This window comes from Streptomonospora alba, from assembly GCF_000826685.1.
Lineage (GTDB): Bacteria > Actinomycetota > Actinomycetes > Streptosporangiales > Streptosporangiaceae > Streptomonospora > Streptomonospora alba.
Window position 1 is genome coordinate 138,318 of sequence record NZ_JROO01000006.1, and the last position, 22,454, is coordinate 160,771.

The following is a 22,454-nucleotide window of genomic DNA, read 5'->3' on the forward strand; positions in this document are numbered from 1 at the left end:
CCCACCGCCGCTCTCCCGCCGCGCCGATCCAGACGGATGCGCGCCCGGCGCCGCCCGGCCCCGCGCCCCGCACAGTCCGGCGGCCGATGCCCGCACCAGGGGCGGGCACCGGCCGCGGCGCGATCCGGTTCCGGCGGCGGCCGGGAACCCCTCAGCTGCCGATGTCCTTGCCGCGGCTGTGCCAGATCGACACCACCGAGGGGCGCGGAAAGCCGTTGTGGTCGGGCCAGGTGCTCTGCGGGTCGTCGTAGCTGCCCCCGTCACCGGGGTGCTGGGGAGCGATGAACACCGTCTTCTGGTCCTCGGTGATCAGCGGGCCGCAGCACTCGGCGCCGTTGGGCACTCGGGCGAACATCTTCAGGTGGCCCTTGTGCTTGCCCTCCATGGGAACGGCGAACAGCCCGTCGTTACCCCACGCCATGCCGTCGGTGGAGATCCACAGGTTGCCCTGCCGGTCGAAGGTCAGGTTGTCCGGCGAGGAGATCGCCGTGACCTTGGACTTGTCGTAGCCGGCGAAGTAGGTGCCCTCGTCCTCGGGGTTGCCGCAGACGATCGGCACGTCCCAGCGGAACCTGGTGGCCGCCGCGTCGCCGTGCCGCTCGGTGATCTCCAGGATGTGGCCGTAGCGGTTGGGGCCGCGCGGGTTGGGCTCGTCGGCCTGGCCGGGCTCGCGGGCGCTGTTGTTGGTCAGCGCGCAGTAGATCTTGCCGGTGGCCGGGCTCGCCTCGATGTCCTCGGGACGGTCCATCTTCGTGGCGCCGGCCTTGTCGGCCGCCAGGCGGGTGTGCACGAGCACCTCGGCCACCGAGAAGCCCTCGACGAAGCTCTCGGAGTCGCTGCACAGCGGGATCCACTCGCCCCACCCGTCGAACGCGCCGTCGGAGGGCAGTTCGCCGGAGCCGTCGATCTCCTTCTCGGGGCTGTCGCCGCGGAATTTGGCGACGTACAGCGTGCCCGAGTCCAGCAGCCCGCTGTTTCCGCGCCGCGAGCCCTTGCGGTAGCGGCCCTTGCTGACGAACTTGTAGATGTAGTCGAACCGCTCGTCGTCGCCCAGGTAGACCGCGATGCGGCCGTCACGGGTGGTGCGGTGGTTGGCGCCCTCGTGCTTGAAGCGGCCGAGCATGGTGCGCTTCTTGGGCGTGGAGTCGGGGTCGTAGGGGTCGATCTCGACGACGTAGCCGAAGCGGTTGGCCTCGTTGGGGTGGCGGGAGAGGTCGAAGCGCTCCTCGACCCTGTCGAAGCGGCGGTTGCCCGAGCGGGTGTCGCCCTCGGTGGGGATGCCGTAGCGGGCCATGGCCGGCTTGGCGTCCTCGGGGGCCTCCTCGCCGCCGACGAAGTACTGGTGGAAGTTCTCCTCGCAGGTGAGGATCGTGCCCCAGGGAGTCATGCCGCCGGCGCAGTTGTTGAGCATGCCCAGCACGCGTGTGCCGTCGGGGTCGGCCTCGGTGCGCAGCAGTTCGTCGCCTGCTGCGGGGCCGGTCAGCTCCATGGGGGTGGAGGCGGTGATGCGGCGGTTGAAGCGGCGCCTGCCCTGGGAGAGCCGCCAGCCGCCGGTGCTCCTGCCGCGCCCGCGCCCGCGGCCCTCGTCCTCGCGGCGGATCTCCACGATCGAACCGCCGTGGGCGGCCATGGCGATGCTGATCTGCTCCGGGTCGGCGTCGTTGCCGTCGGTGTAGCCCGCGAACATCAGGTTCTCGTTGGTGTACTCGTGGTTGACCCACAGCAGCCCGCGGTCGCGGTCCAGGGACTGGAAGCCGACGTAGTCGCAGTTGTAGCCGAACTGCTTGGCCTGGGCCTCGGCGGTCTGGGCGGTGAAATCGAACTCCGGGGCACCGGGCAGCACCGGGTCGCCCCAGCGGACGACGACGCGCTGCTTATAGCCGTTGGGGACCTCCACTGCATCGCCGGTTCCGGGCTCGATGCCCTCGAACTTCAGTCGGGGGTTGCCGCGGCCGCGGCCGTTTCCCGGCGCGGCGAGGGCCGGCGCCATGCCGCCCAGCCCTGCCGCGGCGGTCGCGCCGGCGCCCACGGCGCCCGCACGCAGGACGTTGCGGCGCGAGAGCGCGGCGGTGGCGACATCGCCGAAATAGGTGTTGTCACTGGTGTTGGGGGCCTGGTGGAAGCAGGCGTCCCCGCAGCGGAAGCGGCAGGTCTGGCGCGACCGGCCGCCGCCGACCGGTTCGATCAGCGGCAGTGAACGGCGTCGGGGCGCGGATTGCGGCACTGGGTCCTCCTGTGGAGTGCGGGGATGACCGTCGGCTCGGCGCGCGGAGTGATCGCGGGCAGCGCACCGGACCGCGAAGGGTCGGCCGGACGGGCGGGTAGCGCCCGGCCTTGATGACCATGGCGAATGAGTCGATCAGCGGTGTGAATCCGTCGTGAACGACCCGCCAACTCCTCGGCACAGCTGCGGCTGCCCGTGCCACGGGGCCCCGGTCGCATCGAGGCCTGCGGCGGGCGGCGAGGACCGTCGCGGGCACGGTCGTCAGGGCGGCTGCGCCGGGGCGGCGATCCTGCGCGGAGGTGCGGCGGGCCCGGGGCCGAGGTGCTTCGCATCGCGGGTTTTCTTACCCGCTTTCCGCCCGGAACCATCGCCCGAATCCCGGTCCGGTCGCGCCCTTCTGAGAACAGGGCGGAACAAGAGGCGCACGGAGCGTATCGAGGGACATACCACCCCCACCTGTCCCGCCGGGGACCGGCCCGCGTATTCTGGCGACGGACGTGACCTCAGAGGCTGTGAGGTTCGGCTCCACCGATCCCCGCACACCGCACGACAACGACCCGATGAGCGATCATCGCGCCCGTTTCCTGTGCGTCGTGACCCGTCGACGGGCACGAACGCTCGCGGCAGCAGGCGCCGCTCAACGTCACCGCGGCACGTTCGCGGCGTGGCGCGCCCCAACGCCCAAGGGGAGTGAGACCCGCATGCCCGACACCCCTACGGCGGGACCGCAAGGCCGAACAGGCCCGCGTACCCCGCCCGTCGAGGCGGGCAGAGACCGTCCGTCCACCGATACGGCCCAGACCATGGAAGAGCGTCAACCGCCATCCGCACCCGGGGCACGCGGCCCGCTCGCGCGGCGCCGGTTTCCCGGGCTCGCCAGTCAGATCCAGCATGCGCGGCGCTTCGTCGAGCGGATGCTGGGCCCGTCTCCCGAACTGACCACCGCCACCCTCCTCACCAGCGAGGTCGCCACCAACGCCGTCACGCACAGCGCGTCAGGGATGCCCGGCGGGAAGTTCGAGGTCACCGTGGATCTCGCGGCGGGGTGGGCACGGGTGGAGGTCCGCGACCTCGGCAGCCCCGAACATCCGCAGGCCCAGCACCGGGATCCCTACGACACCAGCGAGCACGGGCGCGGCCTGGATCTGGTCGACGCCCTCGCCGCCACGTGGGGCTCGGAGCCCCGGCCCGACGGACTGGGCCGACTGGTGTGGTTCGAGCTGGTATGGCACGAAGAAGACGCACCTGGGGGCGCGCCCGCGTCCCCGACCGAGTAAGCGCCGCCCGGCGCCCGGCCTGAGGACCGTGCTCGAAAGTCGGACGCGCCCTCAGGCGACGCCCGGCCGCCGCCTTCTCTGCGGCCTGCCCGCACATGACGAAGGGCCTCCCGCTCGGGGAGACCCCGGTCGTCTGGAGCTCGGTCGGCAGGTCGGGCGACTGGCTGGGCGAAAGCCCATGAACTAGGCGTCCTCCTCGGTTTCAGGAGGCGTGCTGGGCAGACGGTATTTCTCGTAGAGCTCGCGCGCGTAGTCCTTGGCTTCCTGGGACGGCTCATCGCCGAGTTCCTCGCGGACGAGCGCGTCGAGGTCGTTGTCCTTGCTTTCCATGTCTGCAGCTTGCCTTTCGTGGGGGCTCGATCACAAATCAGCACTCCGGCCACCGACAATACGCGTCCGGAAGGACGCCGGCTGAGGGTGGTCGCGGACGACGCCGGACGGACAGGCGGCGCGCAGCGCCCGAGTGGGGCCGGCAGGCGACGGGGCGGGCACACGGTACATCCTCTCCCCGAACGCGGCGGCCGCCGCGGGAAGCTCCCGCGGCGGCCGCACTGCACTCGGATGCCTGCTGAGGACTCAGGCCGTGGAGCCGCCGCCCGCGTCGGCGCCGGACTCGGCCGGGGTGCGCTCCTGCTCGGCCTTCTGGCGGGCCTTCTCCAGCGCCGCCTCGCGCTTGGCCTGGCGCCGTGCCGCACGGCGCTCCTTGCGGCCCTCGGACATGGTGTAGAGGACCGGCACCAGTACCAGCGTGAGCAGCGTCGAGGTGATCAGACCGCCGATCACCACGATGGCCAGCGGCTGGGAGATGAACGCCCCGCCGCCGGTGATCCCCAGCGCCATCGGTGTCAGGGCGCCGACGGTGGCGAGGGCGGTCATCAGGATAGGCCGCAGCCGGTGCCGCGAGCCTTCGACGACCGCCTCGCGCAGGTCCATACCCTCGTCGCGGTACTGGTTGATCAGGTCGATCAGCACGATGGCGTTGGTGACGACGATGCCGATGAGCATCAGCATGCCGATCAGCGCCGCCAGTCCCATGGGCTGGCCGGTGAGCAGCAGCAGGCCGATGGAGCCGGTGGCCGCGAACGGGATCGAGACCAGCAGGATCAGCGGCTGCATGAGGCTCTTGAAGGTCGCCACCATGATCAGGTACACGATGGCGATCGCGGCCAGCATGGCGATCGCCAGCTGGGTGAACGCCTCGGACTGGTCGGAGCTGACGCCGCCGATGTCGGCGGTGGCCCCCTGGGGCAGGTCCAGCCCGTCCAGCTTCTGGGTCAGTTCGGTCGTGACCGCGCCCAGGTCGTCGGCGGTGGGCGAGGCCGAGATGGTCGCGCTGCGCACACCGTCGGAGCGGGTCAGCTCCGGTGCCTGCATGACCTCCTCGACGTCGGCCACCTCACCGAGGTCGACGGTGCCGTCGGCGCCCGGAAGTTCCAGGTTCTCCAGGTCCGAGACGCTGGTCGGCTTGGAGACGTCGCGGACCACGATGTCGTGGCGGGTGCCGTCGATGGTGGCGGATCCGACGTTGGAGCCGCGGAACGCCTGGGAGACGGCCTGGCCGATGGCGCCCTCGGTGAGGCCTTCCTCGGCGGCCTGTTCGCCGTTGACGTCGACCTCCAGCGCGGGCTTGGAGGCGGTGATGCTGTTCTCGACGTCGGCCGCACCGGGGATGTCGCGAACCGCGCCTTCGACGGTGTCGGCGGCTTCTTCCAGCGTCTCGCGGTCGTCGGCACGGACCTGGACCTCCAGCGCGCTTCCGCCCGCCGCACCGGCCGCGTTGACGCGCAGCTCGGTGTCGGTCTCGACGTCGTCGAGGGCCTGGCGCAGGCGGTCCTCCAGCACCGTCTGGTCCTGGTCGGGGTCGGCGGTGATGGTGTAGCTGATGCTGTCGGCGCTGCCGCCCATCATCGCGCCCATGCCGCCGGCGGCGCCGCCGCCGATGGAGGACTGGTAGGACTCCACCCACGACAGCCCTTCGAGGGCGTCCTCGACCTTCTTCGCCTCGTCGTCGGCCACCTGCAGCGAGGTGCCCTGCGGCAGCTCCTGGGTGACGGCGTAGGTGTTCTGCCCCTGATTGCCCAGGAAGTTGGTCTGCAGGAAGCCGCTGGCGAAAACCGTACCGACGAGGATGAGCAGCGAGGCCGCCAGCGTGGTGATGCGGTGCCGGGTCGACCAGCGGATGACGGGCAGGTACATCCGCTGCAGCGGGGTGCGCAGTTCGCGCTGGTGCTCCTCGGCCTTGACCCGCTCCAATTCCTCGGGCGGGACCAGGCGCGGACGCAGGAACCAGTAGGCCAGCACCGGGATGATCGTCAGCGACACCAGCAGCGAGGCGCCGAGGGCGAGGCTGACGGTCATGGCGAAGGGCCGGAACAGCTCGCCGACCTGGCCGCCGACGAAGCCGATCGGCAGGAAGACCGCCATGGTGGTCAGCGTGGCCGAGGTGATGGCCGTGGCCACCTCCTTGACCCCGGTGTAGACGGCGGTGAACTTCTCCTCGCCGTAGGCCATGTGCCGCTTGATGTTCTCGAGTACGACGATGGAGTCGTCGACGACGCGCCCGACCGCGACGGTGAGCGCGCCCAGGGTCAGCAGGTTGAGCGAGTACCCGAACGCCTGCACGCCCAGCATGGCCACAAGCAGCGAGACCGGGATGGACACGGCCGTGACCAGCGTCGAGCGGATCGACAGCAGGAACACCAGGATCACGGCGACGGCGAAGAGCAGGCCCAGCCCGCCTTCCTCGGCCATCGCGACGATGGAGTCGTTGATGAAGGGCGCCTGGTCGAAGACCACGGTGATCTCGGCGTTCTCCCCGAGCATCGGCTCGATCTCGTCGATCGAGCCCTGCACGGACTCGGAGATGTCGACGGTGTTGCCGTCCGGGGTCTTGGTGATCATCACGCCGAGGCTGGGCTTGCCGTCGGTGCGGGTGATGCTGGAGGCCTCGTCCATGCGCTTCTCGACGTCGGCCACCTCGCTCAGGCGCACCGGGTCGGGGGCGGCCTGGGCGCCGGCCATGCCCGCGCCGGCTCCGGCACCGGCACCGGCTCCGCCGGACGCGGCGGCCCCGCCGGCTCCGGCTCCGCCCTGGGAGGCACCGCCTCCGCCGGGCGTGACCCAGACGTCCTCGACTTCCTCGACCGACTGCAGCTTGCCGCCGGTCGTGACGGTCAGCGACTCGCCGTCCTGGGCGATGTCGCCGCCGGGGGTGAGGTTGCCGCTGGCCTCCAGCGCGCCGCTGATGTCGCCGACGCTCAGCCCCTCGTCCTCCAAGGCGTCGTCGTCGGGGGTGACGACGACCGAGGACTCGCGTACGCCGGTGACCTGGGCGGCACGCACGCCGTCGATGGACTCCAGCTCGGGAACGACCTGCTCCTCAAGCGGGTCGGCCAGGGCCTGCGCATCGCCGTCGCCGGCTCCGGCGGCCAGCATCACGACGGGGATGTCGTCGGTGCCGAAGGCCATGACGGAGGGGTCGACGTCGTCGGGCAGCATGGCTTCGGCCTGGTCGACGGCCTGCTGCACGTCGCGCACGACGGCGTCGCTTTCGTCGCCGTAGTCGAACTCGGCGGTGACCTGCACCGATCCGGTCTGGGAGGTGGAGGTGTAGCTGACGACGCCGGGGACGCCCTGAACCGCCTGCTCCAGCGGCTCGGCGACCTCGCTCTCGACGACCTCGGGGGAGGCGCCCTGGTACTGGGCGTTGACCATCACCATCGGGACGTCCAGGGCGGGCATCAGCGCGCGCTGGGTGTTGAGCGCCGCGAGCGTGCCGAAAACCACGGCAGCCAGGGTGATGAGCAGGATCAGCGCCCGGTTGCCGAGGGAAAGCCGTGCTAGCCGGTTCACGCCGCCCTCCTAACCCGCTGCGCGCCCGTTCGTGGGGAAAGGCCGGATGGGACGCCAAGAGCGCACTTGGCTGATTCGGACATGAGAGTCGTTACTCCTCGGGAATGGCTTCTCGCGCTGCAAACGGCACCGCGTCGGCTTCGACGAGCGGCGGACGGTGCGATGAGTATTTGGCCCTGAAAGGCCGTGTGCCGTGCGGTCTTCGGCACGGGATCCGCACGGGTGTTGGCGGGCACGCGAGATCCACGATACGTCGCGACTTAGGCCGAATTCACCGTGAGTGAGTCAACATCAGGTGGCTGTCAGGGATCTGTCAGGGGCTTGTCAGGGTCTCCCCGACCCGCCTGAGCGGGGAGGGCGTCAGCGGAGGGCGGCACCGACGGGCGGCGCGGAAGCACACGGGCCGCTATCGGCCAACCCGCGGTGGAACCGGCGGGGGCACGCTGCGCGACGGAGCCGGCGGACGGCGGCGGAGACGCGCGGCCGGGGATCTGGGCGGCCCGCGGGGGCGGCCCGGTGATCAGCCGGCGGGGACCGGAGTGCTCTCGCCCGGGGGCACGTGCTCGTCGGCCACGCCCCACACCACGCGCAGCAGGTCGTCGAGGGCGTGGACGAGCGATTCGTCGACCAGTTCGTAACTGACCTGGCGGCCGCGCGCGGAGGTGGTCACCAGTCCGCACTCGCGCAGGCAGGCGAGGTGGTTGGAGACGTTCTGGCGGGTCAGGCCGAGTTGGTCGGCGAGCCGGGCCGGGTAGTCGGGGCCGTCGAGGAGAGCGAGCAGGAGGCGGCAGCGGGTGGGGTCGGCCAGCGCCCGGCCCAGGCGCTGGATCGCGGCGAGACGCTGCTCGGAGGTCAACATGAAAACCATTTTACAGCAGTTGCTGTATCGAAAGCCTAGACTGTATAAACAGTGAGGGCTGAACAGTCGGCGCGCCGGGCCGCACCGGCGGGCACTGAAGCACCGTGCGCAGCAGTCGAGTACCGGGGGGACGGACAGGGGCATGGTCCACGGACACAGCCACGGCCACGGTCACGGCCGCACCACCGCCGCCACCGCCAACCGCGGCCGCCTGACGATCGCGCTGGCGCTGATGGTCTCGGTGGCCGTGGTGCAGCTGATCGGTGCCGCCTTCTCGGGCAGCCTGGCGCTGCTCGCCGACGCCGGCCATACCGTCACCGACTCCTTCGGAGTCGTGCTGGCGCTGTCGGCCATCTGGATCGCCAACCGCCCGGCCAGCGCCGAGCGCACGTTCGGGATGCAGCGGGCCGAGATCCTGGCCGCCGCCGTCAACGCCCTGGCCCTGTTCGCGCTGTGCGGCTTCATCGCCTACGAGGCGGTGCGTCGCCTGTTCGATCCGCACCCGGTGGCGGGCCCGTGGGTGATGGCCGTGGCGGGACTGGGCCTGGCTGCCAACATCGTCGCGCTGCTGGTGCTGCGCGCCGGACAGGGTCAGAGCCTCAACGTGCGCGGCGCCTACCTGGAGGTGATGGGCGACGCGCTCGCCTCCATCGGGGTGCTCGTCGGCGGCGCCGTCATCTGGATTACCGGCTGGGAGCACGTCGACTCGCTGATCTCGCTGGGCATCGCCGCGGTGATCGTGCCCCGCGCCTGGGCGCTGCTGCGCGAGGCGGTGCACGTGCTGCTGGAGTCCACCCCGCGGCACGTGGATCTGGAAGAGGTGCGCGACCACCTGATGCGCCAGTCCGGAGTCATCGACGTCCACGATCTGCACGCCTGGACGATCACCTCGGGCATTCCGGTCATGTCGGCGCACGTGGTGGTCGAGGAGCGGCTGCTCGCCGACGCCGGCCGCGTCCTCGACGACCTCCACGCGTGTCTGTCCGGACATTTCGACGTCGAGCACTCCACACTGCAACTGGAGCCCGCCGGACACGTCGACCACGAGGGAGCACGCCACGCGTGATGCACATCACCGGATGGGTGGCCGAGTGCTGGTGAGGTACCGCCGCGGACCTTCGCGAAAACGACTCAACAGCTTCTGACCTGGACAAAGCGCCCGAATATCTGGCAAAGTCAGCGCTCGGGCTCAGGCGATCTCGGTCGTGCGCCCCAGGGCTTCACATCGTCGGCCGCGCACCGCACAGCGCGCCGGGCCCGCGGTCGGCGATACGAGACGGCGTACGAAAGGTGCGAGCCAGCCTGTGGGGGAGACACGACACATGCCCGACCGCCTGCGGAGAATCGGCGACTCCCTGCGCGAGGACGTCGTCAGCGGGTTCCTCCTCATCGCCGGCGCAGTCGTCGCACTCGTCTGGGTGAACTCCCCCTGGAGCCACTCCTACGAAGCCATCCGCGTCTTCGCCTTCGGCCCCGAGAGCCTCCACCTGCACCTGTCCCTGGAGCAGTGGGCCGCCGACGGGCTGCTGGCGATCTTCTTCTTCGTCGTCGGCAACGAGCTCAAGCAGGAGTTCGTCCACGGCGAGCTGCGCAACCCGCGCCGCGCGATGCTGCCCATCGTCGCCGCGCTGTGCGGCATGGTCGTGCCCGCCGCGATCTACGCCGCGATCAACTTCGGCCAGGGTGACGCGCTGCGCGGCTGGGGCATCCCGATGGCCACCGACATCGCCTTCGCCGTGGCCATCCTGGCGGTGGTCGGGCGCTTCCTGCCGCCCGCGCTGCGTACGTTCCTGCTGACGCTGGCGATCGTCGACGATCTGGGAGCCATCGTCGTCATCGCCGTCTTCTACACCGACCACCTCTCCTTTCCGCCGCTGCTGGCGGCCGTCGCGCTGCTGGCCGTCTTCGGCTACCTGCAGCGCGGCCGCGGCGCCGCGGCCGCGCTGAACCGCTCACAGCTGCCCAACTGGGTGATCTACGTCCCGCTGGCGTTCGCCATCTGGGCGCTGATGCACGCCAGCGGCATCCACGCCACCATCGCCGGCGTCGCCATGGGCATGCTCATGCGCACCACGGAGGGGCCCGGCGAGCACCACTCCCCCAGCCACGGCACCGAGCACATCGTCCGGCCCTGGTCCAACAGCCTGGTGCTCCCGATCTTCGCGCTGATGTCGGCGGGCGTGGCCTTCCCCGGACTCGGCACGATCTTCACCGACAGCGCGGCCGTGGGCATCATCGCCGGCCTGGTCGGCGGCAAGCTGCTGGGCATCTTCGGCGGAGCCTGGGTCACCACCAAGATCACCAGCGCCGAGCTGAACCCCTCCCTCAGCTGGATCGACATCTGCGGCATGGCGCTGCTGGCCGGCATCGGCTTCACCGTGTCGCTGCTGATCACCGAGCTGTCCTTCGCCGATCACCCGCACGTGCTGGAGGACGCCAAGGCCGGCGTGCTGCTGGCCTCGTTCCTGGCGACGGTGCTGGCCGCCTGCGTGCTGGGGGTGCGCAGCGCGCACTACCGCAGACGCGCCGCAGACGCCCCGAGCCGGACCGGCTCGGCCGGCCACTAGGATCGGCGCGGGTGCGACACGCCGCGTTCGGTCGGCATAGGCCGCCGCGCCGGCGAGGCGGTTACATGGGACGCGGCACGAAGCTCCGCACAGCGCACCCCCGTCCCGCACCGGCCGCGGCCGGATCCCCCACCACCCAGCGGCTCCGAGGCGTTACAACAGGACGACGATGAACGCGAACTCGACGCCCGCGCTCGGACCGCGCGTGCGCAGCCTGCTGGCTCGGCGGATGCGCCGCCTGTCCCGCCCGCGGATGCCCGACGACCTGCGCAGGGCCTTGGCCTCCAGCCCCGCGCGGTTGTTCGTCGTGCTGTTCGTCGTGGTGGACCTGGCGGGCGCCGCCGTGCTGCTGCTGCCCGCCGCCCACGCCGAGGGCGACGGCCTGACCTTCGTCGAGGCGCTGTTCACCTCGACCACCGCGCTGGCGGTGTGCGGCCTGAGCGTCATCGGGATCGGCTCGGAGCTGACGGTCTTCGGCGAGATCGTGGTGGCGGTACTCATCCAGATCGGCGGCATCGGCATCATGACCGCGGCCTCGGTACTGGGCGTGGTGGTGATCCACCGCTTCGGGCTGCGTATGCAGCTGGGAGTGCAGGCCGAAACCCGCAGCCTGCGGGTCGGCGACGTCCGCGGCATCGTCGGCAGGGTCGTGCGCGCCAGTCTGGTGTGCGAGGCCGTGCTCGCGCTGATCCTGGTGCCGCGGATGTGGCTGGGCCACGGCATCGATCCGCTTGAGGCCCTCTACAGCGGGCTCTTCCACGCGGTCTCGGCGTTCAACAACGCCGGGCTCTCGCTCTACGACCAGAGCATGACGCGGTTCTCCGGCGACCCCGTCATCCTGCTGCCGGTCGCGCTGGCCACGATCCTGGGCGGCCTGGGCTTCCCCGTGCTCCTGGAACTGGCCCGCCACCTGCCGCGTCCGCGCGCCTGGACGCTGCACACCAAGCTCACCGTGACCACCACCCTGCTGCTGTTCGTCGCCGGCATCGTGGCGGTCACGGCCCTGGAATGGGGCAACCCCGCGACGCTGGGCCCGATGACCGCCTGGGAGAAGCTCGCCAACGGCGCGTTCCACGGCATCATGCCGCGCAGCGGCGGGTTCAACACCCTGGACGTAGGGGCGATGGACCAGTCGACGCTGCTGGTCACCGTGATGCTGATGTTCGTCGGCAACGGCAGCGCGGGTACGGCCGGCGGGATCAAGGTGGCGACGCTCGCCGTGATCTTCCTGGTCGTGTGGGCGGAGATCCGCGGCCATCCCAGCGTGCACGTCTTCGGCCGCCGGCTGTCGAGGGGCGTGATCCGCCAGTCGCTGAGCCTGCTGTTCCTGTCGATGACGGTGGTGGTGGCCTCGACCGTCGCGCTCCTGGTGGCCACGGAGTTCCGCCTCGATCGGGTGCTCTTCGAGGTAGTCTCGGCTTCCGGGGTTGTGGGGCTGTCGGCGGGGATCACCGCCGATCTGCCCTCGGCGGCCCAGTTGTGGCTCGTGGTGCTCATGCTGGCCGGGCGCATCGGTCCGATCACCTTCGCCTCCGCGCTGGCACTGCGCGAGCACACGCGGCGCTACGACCTCCCGGAGTCGCGGCCGATCATCGGCTAAGGCGGTCTCGCACCGCGGGGGCCGCAGACGAGGAGACGGAGAACATGGTGCAGCGCAGCAGGCCCCACGACAAGCGAGTCCTGGTCATCGGGCTGGGGCGGTTCGGCAGCTCCCTGTCGCTGGAGCTGGTCGCCCACGGCTGGGAGGTCCTGGGCATGGACTCCAACCCCCGACTGGTTCAGGCCTTCTCGGAATCGCTGACCCACACCGTGGTCGCCGACGCCACCGACGACGAGGCGCTGCGCCAGATCGGCGCACACGAGTTCACCCGCGCGGTGGTGGGCATCGGGACCCACCTGGAGGAGAGCATCCTGGCGGCGTCCCTCCTGGTGGACATGGGTGTGCCGCACATCTGGGCCAAGGCCACGAGCCGCCGGCACGGGCGCATCCTCCAGCAGATCGGGGCCCACCACGTGGTGCTGCCCGAGCACGACATGGGCGAGCGCGTGGCGCACCTGGTCTCGGGGCGGATGCTCGACTACGTCGAGATCGAGGAGGACTTCGCCCTGGGCAAGACCCGCGCGCCGCGCGAGCTGCTCGGGCGCCCGCTCGGCGAGACCAAGGTGCGCACCAAGCACGGCATCACCGTGGTGTGCATCAAGCGCCACGGCGAGCAGTTCACCTACGCCACCGCCGACACCGTCCCGCAGAAGGGCGACGTCATCGTGGTAGCGGGCAAGACCGACGACGTCGAGAAGTTCGCCGAGTTCACCTGAGGACGCCGCACGCGCCGCCACCACTGCCGGCCGAGCCGCCGAGTGGCGCGTCCGCCGCACGCGCCACTCGGACATGCCACGCGTATCCCCCGATAACCCCCTGAATTGACAACCATTTTCATTTTCCTCATGATGAGCCCATGGGACGACGGAGTTGTGTCAAGGCGGCCGCGCTGTGCGCGGTCGGGGTACTGGCGGCCTCGGGCTGCGCAGGGGGCGGCCAGGACGACGAGGGCGGCGGTGGCGACCGGCTGAGCGTGGCCACCGGCGCCTATCCGCTGCAATGGCTGACCGAGCAGGTGGGCGGCGACCGCGTCGAGGTCCAGAACCTGGCGGATCCGGGCACCGACCCGCACGAGCTGGAGCTCAGCCCGCGCCAGATCGGCACCGTGAGCAGCGCCGACATCGCCTTCTACATCGGCGGCCTGCAGCCGGCCGTAGACGACGCCGTCGCCGACCAAGGGGGCGGCAACGGCCTCGACGTCGCCGAGCTGGTCGAGCTGCGCACCCTGGAGGAGAACGCCGAGTCGGGCGGTCACGAACACGGCGGCGATGGCGAGGGCCACGAGGACGGCCACGGCGGCGAAGGCGACAGCCACGACGACGACCACGGAAGCGGTGGGGACGAGGCCGCGAACGAGAGCGGCGACGCCCACGACCACGGTCACGACGCCGGCGAACCGGATCCGCACATGTGGCTCGACACCGAGCGCTTCGCCCGAGCCGCCGAGGGCCTCGCGGACCGGCTGGGCGAGGTGGACCCCGAACACGCCTCCGACTACGCCGACAACGCCGAGACGGTCACCGGCCTGCTCGACGAGATCGACACCGAGTACTCCACGGGCCTGGCCGAGTGCGAGAGCCGCGACATCGTCGTCAGCCACAGCGCGTTCGGCTACCTGGCCGCGCGCTACGACCTCCACCAGATCAGCCCCGCCGGGCTGGACTCCCACTCCGAGCCCTCCCCCGGGCGCCTGGCCGAGATCGCCGAGACCGTACGCGAGGAGGACATCACCACGGTCTTCACCGAGCCGCTGAGCGACTCCGGCGCCGCCGAAACCATCGCCGAGGAGGCCGGGGCCGAGACCGCGGTGCTCGATCCCATCGAGGGCGTCGCCGACGCATCGGCGGGCGACGACTACCCCTCCCTCATGCGCGCCAACCTCGACACCCTCAGCGAGGCGCTGCGCTGTTCCTGACGCCTCCGCCGCGACGGCGGTCGATGGGACTGAGGCCCGGATCCCCGCACTGGCGGGGGATCCGGGCCTCAGCCGTTCCGAACAGCCGGTGACCACGAGAAACCTGTGCCAAGGGGGCGGACAGGGAGATGCACGTGCGCTATCCTGCTCAAAGTACGGTGCTAATGCACGTGCATCGGTCAGTGCATCGGCCTGTGCATCGAATCGCTCCCCACAGAACCAGGAGTCTCCATGAGCGCCTACAACGGCATCGCGGCCACCGAGCTCCACGACGCCACCTGGCAGAAGAGCCGGCGCAGCAACTCGCAGGGGGCCTGCGTCGAAATGGCGCGGCTGACCGACGGCTCCATCGCGATGCGCAATTCGCGCTTCCCGGACGGCCCCGCCCTCGTTTACACGCAGGCCGAGATCGACGCTCTCATCCACGGTGCCAAGGACGGCGACTTCGACAACCTGATCGGCTGAGGACCTCCTGCCGGTCCGGCCCGGCGCCCCCGACACCCACTCGGCGGACGGCACCGGCCCCTGACATTCCGGAGCCCCGTGGCCCACCGGTCGTTCCGGTCGGCGTACTGCGGGGCTCCGCGCATTCCGACGACGCCTACTTGAGGTCGTCGATCATGTCCTTGAGGATCTCCGTGGTGTTGTTGGGCGGCTCGGCGATGACGCTCAGCCGCTCCATGGCCATGGTGTAGGCGTCGATCTCCGAGCGGCGGTCCAGGCACATCGAGCCGGTGAGCTGCTCCAGATAGATGATGTCGGACAGCCCGAAGTCGGGATAGCGCAGGATCGTGAACGACCCGGCCTCGGCGGCGTGCGCGCCGGCGCTGAAGGGCACGACCTGCACGGTGATGTTGCGGCGCTCGCTCAACTTGATCAGCCGCTCAAGCTGGCCGCGCATGATGTCGGGGCCGCCGACGGGACGGCGCACCGCGGCCTCGTCGATGATGGCCCACAGTTTGCAGCCGGTGGCGTCGTCCTCGATGTGGCGCTGGCGCCGCATGCGTACCGCGACCCGGTCTTCAAGCAGCTCCTCGGAGATGGGGCGCCCTGCCGAGATGACGGCGCGGGCGTAGTCCTCGGTCTGCAGCATTCCGGGAACGAACTGCGCCTCGTAGACGCGGATCCGGGTGGCGGCCTCCTCCAGGCCGACGTATACCTGGAACCAGTTGGGCAGGGCATCGCCGTACTCCTGCCACCAGCCCGGTTTCTTGGAGTCGCGCGCCAGCTTGACCATGGTCTGGACGCGGTCCTTGTCCGTGACGCCGTATAACTTCAGCAGGTCCTCGACGTCGCGGACCTTGAAGCCCACGCGCCCCAGTTCCATCCGGCTGATCTTGGACTCCGAACCGCGGATGTAGTGGCCGGCCTCGCCGCGGGTGAGCCCGCGGACCTCGCGGTACTTGCGGAGTTCGGACCCGAGCAGCATACGGCGCACCGTGGGACCGCTCCCCCGCTTCAGACGAGCTATGTCCACAGCCGCTGCCTCCCTACTCGTCGCTCCCCGCGGCCCAGACGGTGTCCGGGGGCCGCTGCGCCACGCGGAACGTCCGCGCTCTGCCCACGATATCGCCGATCCCGCCGACAACTCGATGGGCCGCAACGGGAATCCGCGAGGAATGCGCGCGAGTTCGCCCGTGTGACCACCGCACGCCCGGAGCACGGGACTCGCAAAGAGGACACATCAGAAGAAGCGAGCCCAGACATGCTTTCCAGAGGGCAAAACGGGCAGAACCCCCCACCCACTGCAAAATGAGGCGACAAGGTGCAGACCGCGCCCGCTTTCGAACTGGAAGTCGGGATCGCGCCGCTCGGGCATCCGGTCACTGCGGTCGCCTACGGCGCAGACGAGTTCGGGGCCGCGCCGGAGCATACTGACCTGTACCGGGTCATGGCGGTCGGCGGCGCCGGTCACGGGGTGGAGCCGGCGACCGTGCCGCAGGGCGTTGGTGACGAGCTCGGAGACGACCAGCTCGACGTCGGCGGCCCGCTCGGCCATCTTCCATCGGCGGAGGACTCCGCCGCAGAGTCCACGGGCGCGGGCCGCCGCTCCCGAGTCTGCCGCTAGAGTCCAGGCGAGCGCGTCGGCGCCGGCGCCGGCGGTGTACGGGTCCGCCGGTGCCTCCAGCGATCCGCTCAGCAGAGCGGAGGTCCACCACGCTCTGGGTGAGGGAGCCGAGACGGATCCCGGACACTCTCCGTTTCCGAGTCTTCCCATTGATTCGCGGGCTGGCTGTCCGGTCACCGCGATCCCCTCGCAGTCGTGTGTATCGGGTCCCGCGAGCCGGGGCGCCGGCGTACGGACCCTCCTTGCGTGCGCACGCGCATGAGTCATATGCACGTGCATTCTCCGCTTGCACGCATCCTAGGACACCGATGGCCGCCACAGCAGAGAAAGCGGGGACTTCGGCACAGTCTTTTCTCAGGCGGATTCGGAGCACGGCTCGCACCTGCGCAAACGCTGGGGAGAAACATCCCCGGCGGCGTGTGTGCCGCGCCGTGCGGTACGGGGAAACGGGGCTGCGCGGGGCCGGAGCGGGGTCCCGGCGCCGCGGCGGCTCACCGCCGACCGGAGGCGGGCAGGCCGTAGAAGTCGCGCGCGTTGTTCGCGAAGGCGGCTTCGGCCTGCGCGGGGGTCAGGCTGTCGGAGACCAGGTCCAGGTCGGCGGGATCGAACGGGCGCGGGGCCCGGGTGCAGGGCAGGTCGGTGCCTGCCATCAGCGCTGCCGGGTTCTTGTCGGCGACGGCGCGCAGGGCGGCGGGGACGTCGAGATCGCCGCGGCCGAATCCTGTCGCCTTGACCCGCGCACCCGAGCCCACCAGCGCCAGAAGTGCAGGCAGTCCCTCCCGGAAGAGTCCGAGGTGGTCGATGCTGACCCGCGGGAGCGGAGCGATGCGCGGCGCCAATGCGCGCAGCTCGCGGGAGTCGACGTAGAACTCGGTGGGCCAGTTGAGCAGTTCGGCCGCGCGCCGTCCGAGCTGGACCAGGGAGTCGAAGTCGTCGACGGTGCCCCGGTAGAGGTTGATCCGCAGGGCGCGCACGCCGGCCGCGTGCAGGTCGCGCAGGTGGGAGTCGGAGGTGTCGGGGGGCAGTTGCGCCACGCCGATGAACGACGGCCCCAGCTCGCGCAGCGCCGCGACCAGGTGCTCCTGACCGGACCCGGAGTAGGAGCCGGCCACGACGGCACCACCGGTGATACCCAGGCCGCGGACCCGCTCGCGGTAGTCGGCCACGGTGAAGGGATCGGGCCGGTACCCCGCGTTGCCGGGATGGGCGAAGCGGGGGTCGATGATGTGGAGGTGGGCGTCGAACAACGCCATTGCCCTCGATTCGGCCGGGAGCAGGGTCTTCCGCACAGGTGGGGGTCGGGCCGGAGCACACTGTGCGGTCCGCTCGGCCCGGCGACCACGCTAGTACCTCCCGCGCGCGGCGGCGTCAGGGCCGTCGGGTCTCGGTCGCCGCCCGCGGTCGGCCCGCGGCTGCGCTGGGCCGCGCCGCGCCGTTCTACCTGCATGCAGGCCCACATACCACCCGGTCGGTATGAAGCGGATAGGATCTGGTCGATGTGTCCCGGACCACCGACTCGGAGGTAGCCATGTCTCAGACCCAACGTGTCGCGATCGTCACCGGTGCCGCTCGCGGCATCGGCGCGGCGACCGCGCGCAGGCAGGCCGCGGACGGCCGCGCCGTCGCCGTCATCGACCTCAAGGAGGGCGACGCGCAGGCCACCGTCGACCAGATCACCGCCGAGGGCGGCACAGCCGTCGCGGTCGGCGCCGACGTCAGCGACGCCGACCAGGTCTCGGCCGCCGTCTCCCAGGTGGCCGAGCGCCTCGGGCCGCCGCAGATCCTGGTGAACAACGCCGGCGTCATCCGGGACAACATGCTGTACAAGATGACCGAGGACGACTGGGACACGGTCATGAACGTGCACCTGCGCGGCAGCTTTTTGATGTCGCGCGCCGCCCAGGAGCACATGACCTCCCAGGGGTGGGGCCGCATCGTCTCCCTGTCGAGCACCTCGGCCCTGGGCAACCGCGGCCAGGCCAACTACTCCACCGCCAAGGCGGGCCTGCAGGGGCTCACCAAGACGCTGGCCATCGAACTGGGCAAGTACGGGGTCACCGCCAACGCCGTTGCGCCGGGCTTCATCGAGACCGACATGACCAAGGCCACCGCCGAGCGCGTCGGGATGGACTTCGAGGAGTTCAAGGCCGCAGCCGCCGCGCAGATCCCGGTACGCCGCCCCGGGCGGCCCGAGGACATCGCCTCCACCGTCTCCTTCCTCGCCGGCGAGGACGCCGGATTCGTCTCCGGCCAGGTCATCTACGTCGCCGGCGGCCCGCGCGACTGACACCCCACCCGATACCGGCTCCATCACGGAGGTTCCATGACAACGGCTCCGGCGGGGGCGTCGCTCGACGCGTCCGCACTGCGCCAGCGGGTCGCCGACTTCGTCGCCGAGTACGACCCCGAGACCACCGACCAGCGCGATTTCCTGGCAGCGCGCTTCGACGCCGGCCTGGCGTGGGTGCACTTCCCCGAGGGCGAGGGCGGCCTGGGCGCCCCCCGCGCCCTGCAGCCCGTCGTCGACGAAGAGTTCGAGCGCCTGGGCTACACCCCCGTCGGCCGCGAAGGGCTGGTCATCGGCCTGGGCATGGCCGCACCCACCATCCTCGCCTTCGGCACCCCCGAGCAGCGTGCCCGCTACCTCAAGCCGCTCTACACCGGCGAGGAGATCTGGTGCCAGCTGTTCAGCGAACCCGGCGCCGGCTCCGACCTGGCGGCCCTGGGCACCCGCGCGGTGCGCGAGGGCGACGCCTGGACGGTCAGCGGCCAGAAGGTGTGGACCTCGCTGGCCCACCGCGCCCGGTTCGCCATCCTCGTCGCACGCACCGATCCCGACGTGCCCAAGCACAAGGGCATCACCTACTTCATCTGCGACATGTCCGCCGAGGGCGTGGACGTGCGCGCGCTGCGCCAGATCACCGGCGAGGCGGAGTTCAACGAGGTCTACCTCAACGACGTGCGCATCCCCGACTCCCAGCGCCTCGGCGGTGAGGGCGAGGGCTGGCGCGTCGCCCAGACCACGCTGATGAACGAGCGCGTCTCCATCGGCGGCCACCCCGAGCCGCGCGAGGGCGGGCTCATCAGCCTCGTCTCGCAGCTCTGGCGCGAGCGCCCCGACCTGCGCACACCCGGCCTGCACGACCAGCTGCTGCGGCTGTGGGTGGACGCCGAGGCGGCGCGGTTGACCAAGGAGCGGCTGCGCCAGCAGCTCGCGATCGGCCAACCCGGCCCCGAGGGGTCGGCGGCGAAGTACTCCTTCTCCCGCCTCAACCAGGAGATCTCCGGCCTGGAGTTGGAGATGCTCGGTGCCGAGGGCATGACCTACGACGACTGGACGTTCCGCCGTCCCGAGGGCGTCGAGTTCACCAAGCGCTCGCCGGGCTTCCACTATCTGCGCAGCAAGGGCAACTCCATCGAGGGCGGCACCACCGAGATCCTGCGCAACATCATCGCCGAGCGGGTCCTGGGCCTTCCGTCCGAACCCCGCACGGACAAGGACGTGGCATGGAAGGACCTGCCCAAGTGAGCGGCGGGACGGACGGCAGGCACAGGACGGCGGCGCGCCGGGCGCGCACGGATCGGGGAGCGCGATGAGCGAGAAGCGGCTCGACCTGCTCTACAGCGAGGTCGAAGAGGAGCTGCGGGCGAGTGTCCGCTCGCTGCTGGAGGACAAGAGCCCGCCCGAGTCGGTACTCGCGCGGGTCGAGGACGACCGGATCACCGACACGGCGCTGTGGAAGGAGCTCGCCGAGATCGGGGTCGCCGGCCTGCCCGTGTCCGAGGAGCTGGGCGGCGCCGGGGCGAGCCTGCGCGAGAGCGCGGTGGTCGCCGAGGAGCTGGGGCGCGGCGTGGCGCCGGTGCCCTTCATGGGCAGCGCGGTGCTGGCCACGACCGCCCTGCTGGAGTCCGGCGACGCGGCGACCCAGGAGCTGGAGGCGCTGGCCGGCGGTGAGTCGACGGGCACGCTGGTGGTCGGGTTCGCGCGCGCGCCGGGATCGGGGTTTCCGGAAGCGGTGCAGGAGAACGGCGGCAAGCTGCGAGGGAACGTGGGCGGCGTGGTCGACGCGCTGACCGCCGACGTCCTGGTCGTGCCGGCCGTGGGTGATTCGGGACCGGGACTGTACGTGGTCCCGGCTTCCGAGGCGACGGTCACGCCGGTGGTCAGTCTGGACCTGACGCGGCCGCTGGCCGACGTCTCGCTGGAGGGCGCGGCCGGTCGGCGGGTGGCCTCGGGCGCCGACGCCGAACGGGCGCTGCGGCACGCGCTGGTGACCGGCGCGGCGCTGCTGTCGGCCGAACAGCTGGGCGTGGCCCAGTGGGCGCTGGACGCCACAGTCGACTACGCCAAGACCCGGACCCAGTTCGGCCGCCCGATCGGCTCGTTCCAGGCGGTCAAGCACCGGCTGGCCGACCTGTGGATCTCGGTGTCCCAGGCGCGGGCGGTGGTGCGCAGCGCGGCGAGTGCGGCCGCGACCCTGCGGGAGCCGGGCGCCGGCGCCGAAGCGGCCGAGGCCGAGATCAACGCCTCCCTCGCCCAGGCGTTCGTGTCCTCAGTGGCGGTCAAGGCCGCCGAGGAGGCGCTGCAGCTGCACGGCGGCATCGGCTTCACCTGGGAGCATCCCCTGCACCTGTTCCTCAAGCGCGCCAAGAGCGACGCGCTCGCGCTGGGCACGGCCGATCGGCACCGGCTGGCGCTGTCGGGCAGGGTCGATCTGCCCGCGCCGAGCGCCTGAGGCGCCGGGTACGGGACCTCGGGTGCCGGCGGGCAGCACCGCCCGGCGCCCGAGGTGACGCGACGGGCCGCGCGGGACCGCCTCGGCGGCGGGCCGCGTTCCTGGAAGGGCGGGGCCGCCGGTACGGCTGCGGTCGCCGCTCAGGCGGCGGCCGCGGCCTTGGCGATGCGTTCGGCCGCGGCGTCGACGTCCTTGTCGGACAGGTCCAGATGGACGACAAGGCGCAGCCGGTCCGCGCCCATCGGCACGCAGCCCACGCCCTCGCCCGCGAACAGGTCGGCGAACTCCTGCGCGTGGTCGGCGGGGGTGGTGACCAGGACCATGTTGGTGCGCGCCTCGGCGGCCAGCGGCGGGGTCTGCGCGATGCGCTCGGCGAGCCGGTGCGCGCGCTCGTGGTCCTCGGCGAGCCGGTCGATGTGGTTGCGCAGCGCGTACAGCGCACCTGCGGCGACGATCCCCGCCTGGCGCATGCCGCCGCCCAGCAGCTTGCGGGCCCGCCGCGCCTCGGCGACGGTCTGCGCGTCGCCGACCAGCGCCGATCCCACGGGCGCGCCCAGGCCCTTGGAGAAGCACACCGAGACCGTGTCGGCGCCCTCGGCCACGCGCGCGGGCGCCTCGTCGAGCGCTACCGCCGCGTTCCACAGCCGGGCGCCGTCCAGGTGCAGCAGCATGCCGCGGTCGTGGGCGAAGGCGGAGATCCGCTCCTGCTCGGCCGGGGGCAGGACCAGGCCGGAGAAGGTGTTCTCCACGCAGACCAGCCGCGGCCGCGCGCGGTGCACGTCGTCGGCGCCGCGGGCCCACTCCTCCAGCAGCGCGGCGTCGGGGTAGCCCGACGCGGAGTCGTGGACGCGGGGCAGCACCCGCGCCAGCACCGAGGAGGCGCCCTGCTCGTTGGCGGCCACGTGGCCGCGGCGGTGGGTCCAGACCTCGTCGCCGGAGCGGGTCTGCACGTAGAGCGCGATCTGGTTGGACATGTGCCCCGAAGGCACGTACAGCGCCGCCTCCTTGCCCAGCAGCGCGGCCGTCTCCTCCTCCAGCGCCCGGACGGTGGGGTCCTCGCCGAACACGTCGTCGCCCACGTCGGCTTCGGCCATGGCCCGCCGCATCGCGGCAGTGGGCCGAGTGACGGTGTCCGAGCGAAGATCGATCATCCGGGGGCGCTCCGTTCTAGCCGATGCCTGCAGCCGAGACCGGCCCCTACTCTAGCCCCGCCCAGCCGCAGGCCCTCGCTGGCCGCCGGTTCGCGCCGAACCGCGCGCCCCGCGCTTGGCCGAATCGGCCGAATCGGTTCCCGCCGGCACGGCATAACAGGCCGCCGACGGGTACATTCGCCGGCGACCCCGGCGCCCGTCCGCG

General features: G+C 71.3%; 18 protein-coding genes. 10 read left to right on the forward strand and 8 right to left on the reverse strand.

Going from position 1 to position 22,454, the window contains the following annotated elements; translation table 11 throughout:
- Positions 1-151 precede the first annotated feature (151 nt).
- Entirely contained in the window at positions 152-2,224 is a 2,073-nt protein-coding gene (locus LP52_RS03465; RefSeq protein ID WP_040270681.1) for a PhoX family protein, read from the reverse strand.
- Between the two features lie 803 nt (positions 2,225-3,027).
- On the opposite strand from LP52_RS03465, the gene LP52_RS03470 reads away from it, so the two are divergent.
- Complete coding sequence (locus LP52_RS03470) at positions 3,028-3,501, forward strand: ATP-binding protein (protein ID WP_052809380.1); 474 nt, start codon at positions 3,028-3,030, stop codon at positions 3,499-3,501.
- 183 nt (positions 3,502-3,684) lie between these two features.
- Here LP52_RS03470 and LP52_RS27600 read toward each other — a convergent pair whose 3' ends face one another.
- The 3 genes from LP52_RS27600 to cmtR form a co-directional block, all read right to left on the reverse strand.
- Positions 3,685-3,831, reverse strand: a complete 147-nt coding sequence (locus LP52_RS27600; protein ID WP_169775335.1) for a hypothetical protein — start codon at positions 3,829-3,831, stop codon at positions 3,685-3,687.
- Between the two features lie 246 nt (positions 3,832-4,077).
- Positions 4,078-7,353: an efflux RND transporter permease subunit gene (locus tag LP52_RS03475; RefSeq protein ID WP_040270682.1), complete on the reverse strand. Its 3,276-nt coding sequence runs from the start codon at positions 7,351-7,353 to the stop codon at positions 4,078-4,080.
- A gap of 520 nt (positions 7,354-7,873) precedes the next feature.
- Positions 7,874-8,221, reverse strand: coding sequence for a Cd(II)/Pb(II)-sensing metalloregulatory transcriptional regulator CmtR (cmtR, locus tag LP52_RS03480; RefSeq protein WP_040270683.1), 348 nt, complete (start codon positions 8,219-8,221; stop codon positions 7,874-7,876).
- 133 nt (positions 8,222-8,354) lie between these two features.
- Between cmtR and LP52_RS03485 the strand changes: the two genes are divergently transcribed.
- From LP52_RS03485 to LP52_RS03510, 6 genes are all read left to right on the forward strand, one after another.
- Entirely contained in the window at positions 8,355-9,278 is a 924-nt protein-coding gene (locus tag LP52_RS03485) for a cation diffusion facilitator family transporter (RefSeq protein ID WP_040270684.1), read from the forward strand.
- A 256-nt stretch (positions 9,279-9,534) separates the two neighbouring features.
- Positions 9,535-10,779 carry a Na+/H+ antiporter NhaA gene (nhaA, locus tag LP52_RS03490; protein WP_040270686.1) on the forward strand — a complete coding sequence of 415 codons (1,245 nt, stop codon included), beginning with the start codon at positions 9,535-9,537 and terminating at the stop codon, positions 10,777-10,779.
- A 253-nt stretch (positions 10,780-11,032) separates the two neighbouring features.
- The gene (locus LP52_RS03495) at positions 11,033-12,379 is read left to right on the forward strand and encodes a TrkH family potassium uptake protein (RefSeq protein WP_394298178.1); all 1,347 of its coding nucleotides are present in this window, start codon (positions 11,033-11,035) and stop codon (positions 12,377-12,379) included.
- Between the two features lie 44 nt (positions 12,380-12,423).
- Positions 12,424-13,095 (forward strand): potassium channel family protein, encoded by a 672-nt coding sequence (locus LP52_RS03500; RefSeq protein WP_040270687.1) that lies wholly within the window; start codon positions 12,424-12,426, stop codon positions 13,093-13,095.
- Positions 13,096-13,235: 140 nt separating this feature from the next.
- On the forward strand, positions 13,236-14,294 hold the full coding sequence (locus LP52_RS03505; protein ID WP_040270689.1) for a metal ABC transporter substrate-binding protein: 1,059 nt from the start codon (positions 13,236-13,238) through the stop codon (positions 14,292-14,294).
- A gap of 231 nt (positions 14,295-14,525) precedes the next feature.
- On the forward strand, positions 14,526-14,759 hold the full coding sequence (locus tag LP52_RS03510) for a DUF397 domain-containing protein (protein WP_040270691.1): 234 nt from the start codon (positions 14,526-14,528) through the stop codon (positions 14,757-14,759).
- 136 nt (positions 14,760-14,895) lie between these two features.
- Here LP52_RS03510 and LP52_RS03515 read toward each other — a convergent pair whose 3' ends face one another.
- The 3 genes from LP52_RS03515 to LP52_RS03525 all read right to left on the reverse strand — a co-directional run bounded on the left by LP52_RS03515 (position 14,896) and on the right by LP52_RS03525 (position 17,615).
- Positions 14,896-15,723: a helix-turn-helix domain-containing protein gene (locus tag LP52_RS03515; RefSeq protein ID WP_052809381.1), complete on the reverse strand. Its 828-nt coding sequence runs from the start codon at positions 15,721-15,723 to the stop codon at positions 14,896-14,898.
- Positions 15,724-15,978: 255 nt separating this feature from the next.
- Entirely contained in the window at positions 15,979-16,641 is a 663-nt protein-coding gene (locus tag LP52_RS28880; RefSeq protein WP_157036179.1) for an ATP-binding protein, read from the reverse strand.
- A 212-nt stretch (positions 16,642-16,853) separates the two neighbouring features.
- A complete protein-coding gene (locus LP52_RS03525; RefSeq protein ID WP_040270696.1) occupies positions 16,854-17,615 on the reverse strand; it encodes an amidohydrolase family protein in 762 nt (253 codons plus the stop codon).
- 275 nt (positions 17,616-17,890) lie between these two features.
- Between LP52_RS03525 and fabG the strand changes: the two genes are divergently transcribed.
- From fabG to LP52_RS03540, 3 genes are all read left to right on the forward strand, one after another.
- Positions 17,891-18,649 carry a 3-oxoacyl-ACP reductase FabG gene (fabG, locus tag LP52_RS03530; RefSeq protein WP_040270933.1) on the forward strand — a complete coding sequence of 253 codons (759 nt, stop codon included), beginning with the start codon at positions 17,891-17,893 and terminating at the stop codon, positions 18,647-18,649.
- A 36-nt stretch (positions 18,650-18,685) separates the two neighbouring features.
- Positions 18,686-19,891 (forward strand): acyl-CoA dehydrogenase family protein, encoded by a 1,206-nt coding sequence (locus LP52_RS03535; protein WP_040270697.1) that lies wholly within the window; start codon positions 18,686-18,688, stop codon positions 19,889-19,891.
- Between the two features lie 64 nt (positions 19,892-19,955).
- On the forward strand, positions 19,956-21,098 hold the full coding sequence (locus LP52_RS03540) for an acyl-CoA dehydrogenase family protein (protein WP_040270698.1): 1,143 nt from the start codon (positions 19,956-19,958) through the stop codon (positions 21,096-21,098).
- A 140-nt stretch (positions 21,099-21,238) separates the two neighbouring features.
- On the opposite strand, the gene LP52_RS03545 is transcribed toward LP52_RS03540, so the two are convergent.
- Positions 21,239-22,249, reverse strand: coding sequence for a threonine aldolase family protein (locus LP52_RS03545; protein ID WP_040270699.1), 1,011 nt, complete (start codon positions 22,247-22,249; stop codon positions 21,239-21,241).
- Positions 22,250-22,454 lie beyond the last annotated feature (205 nt).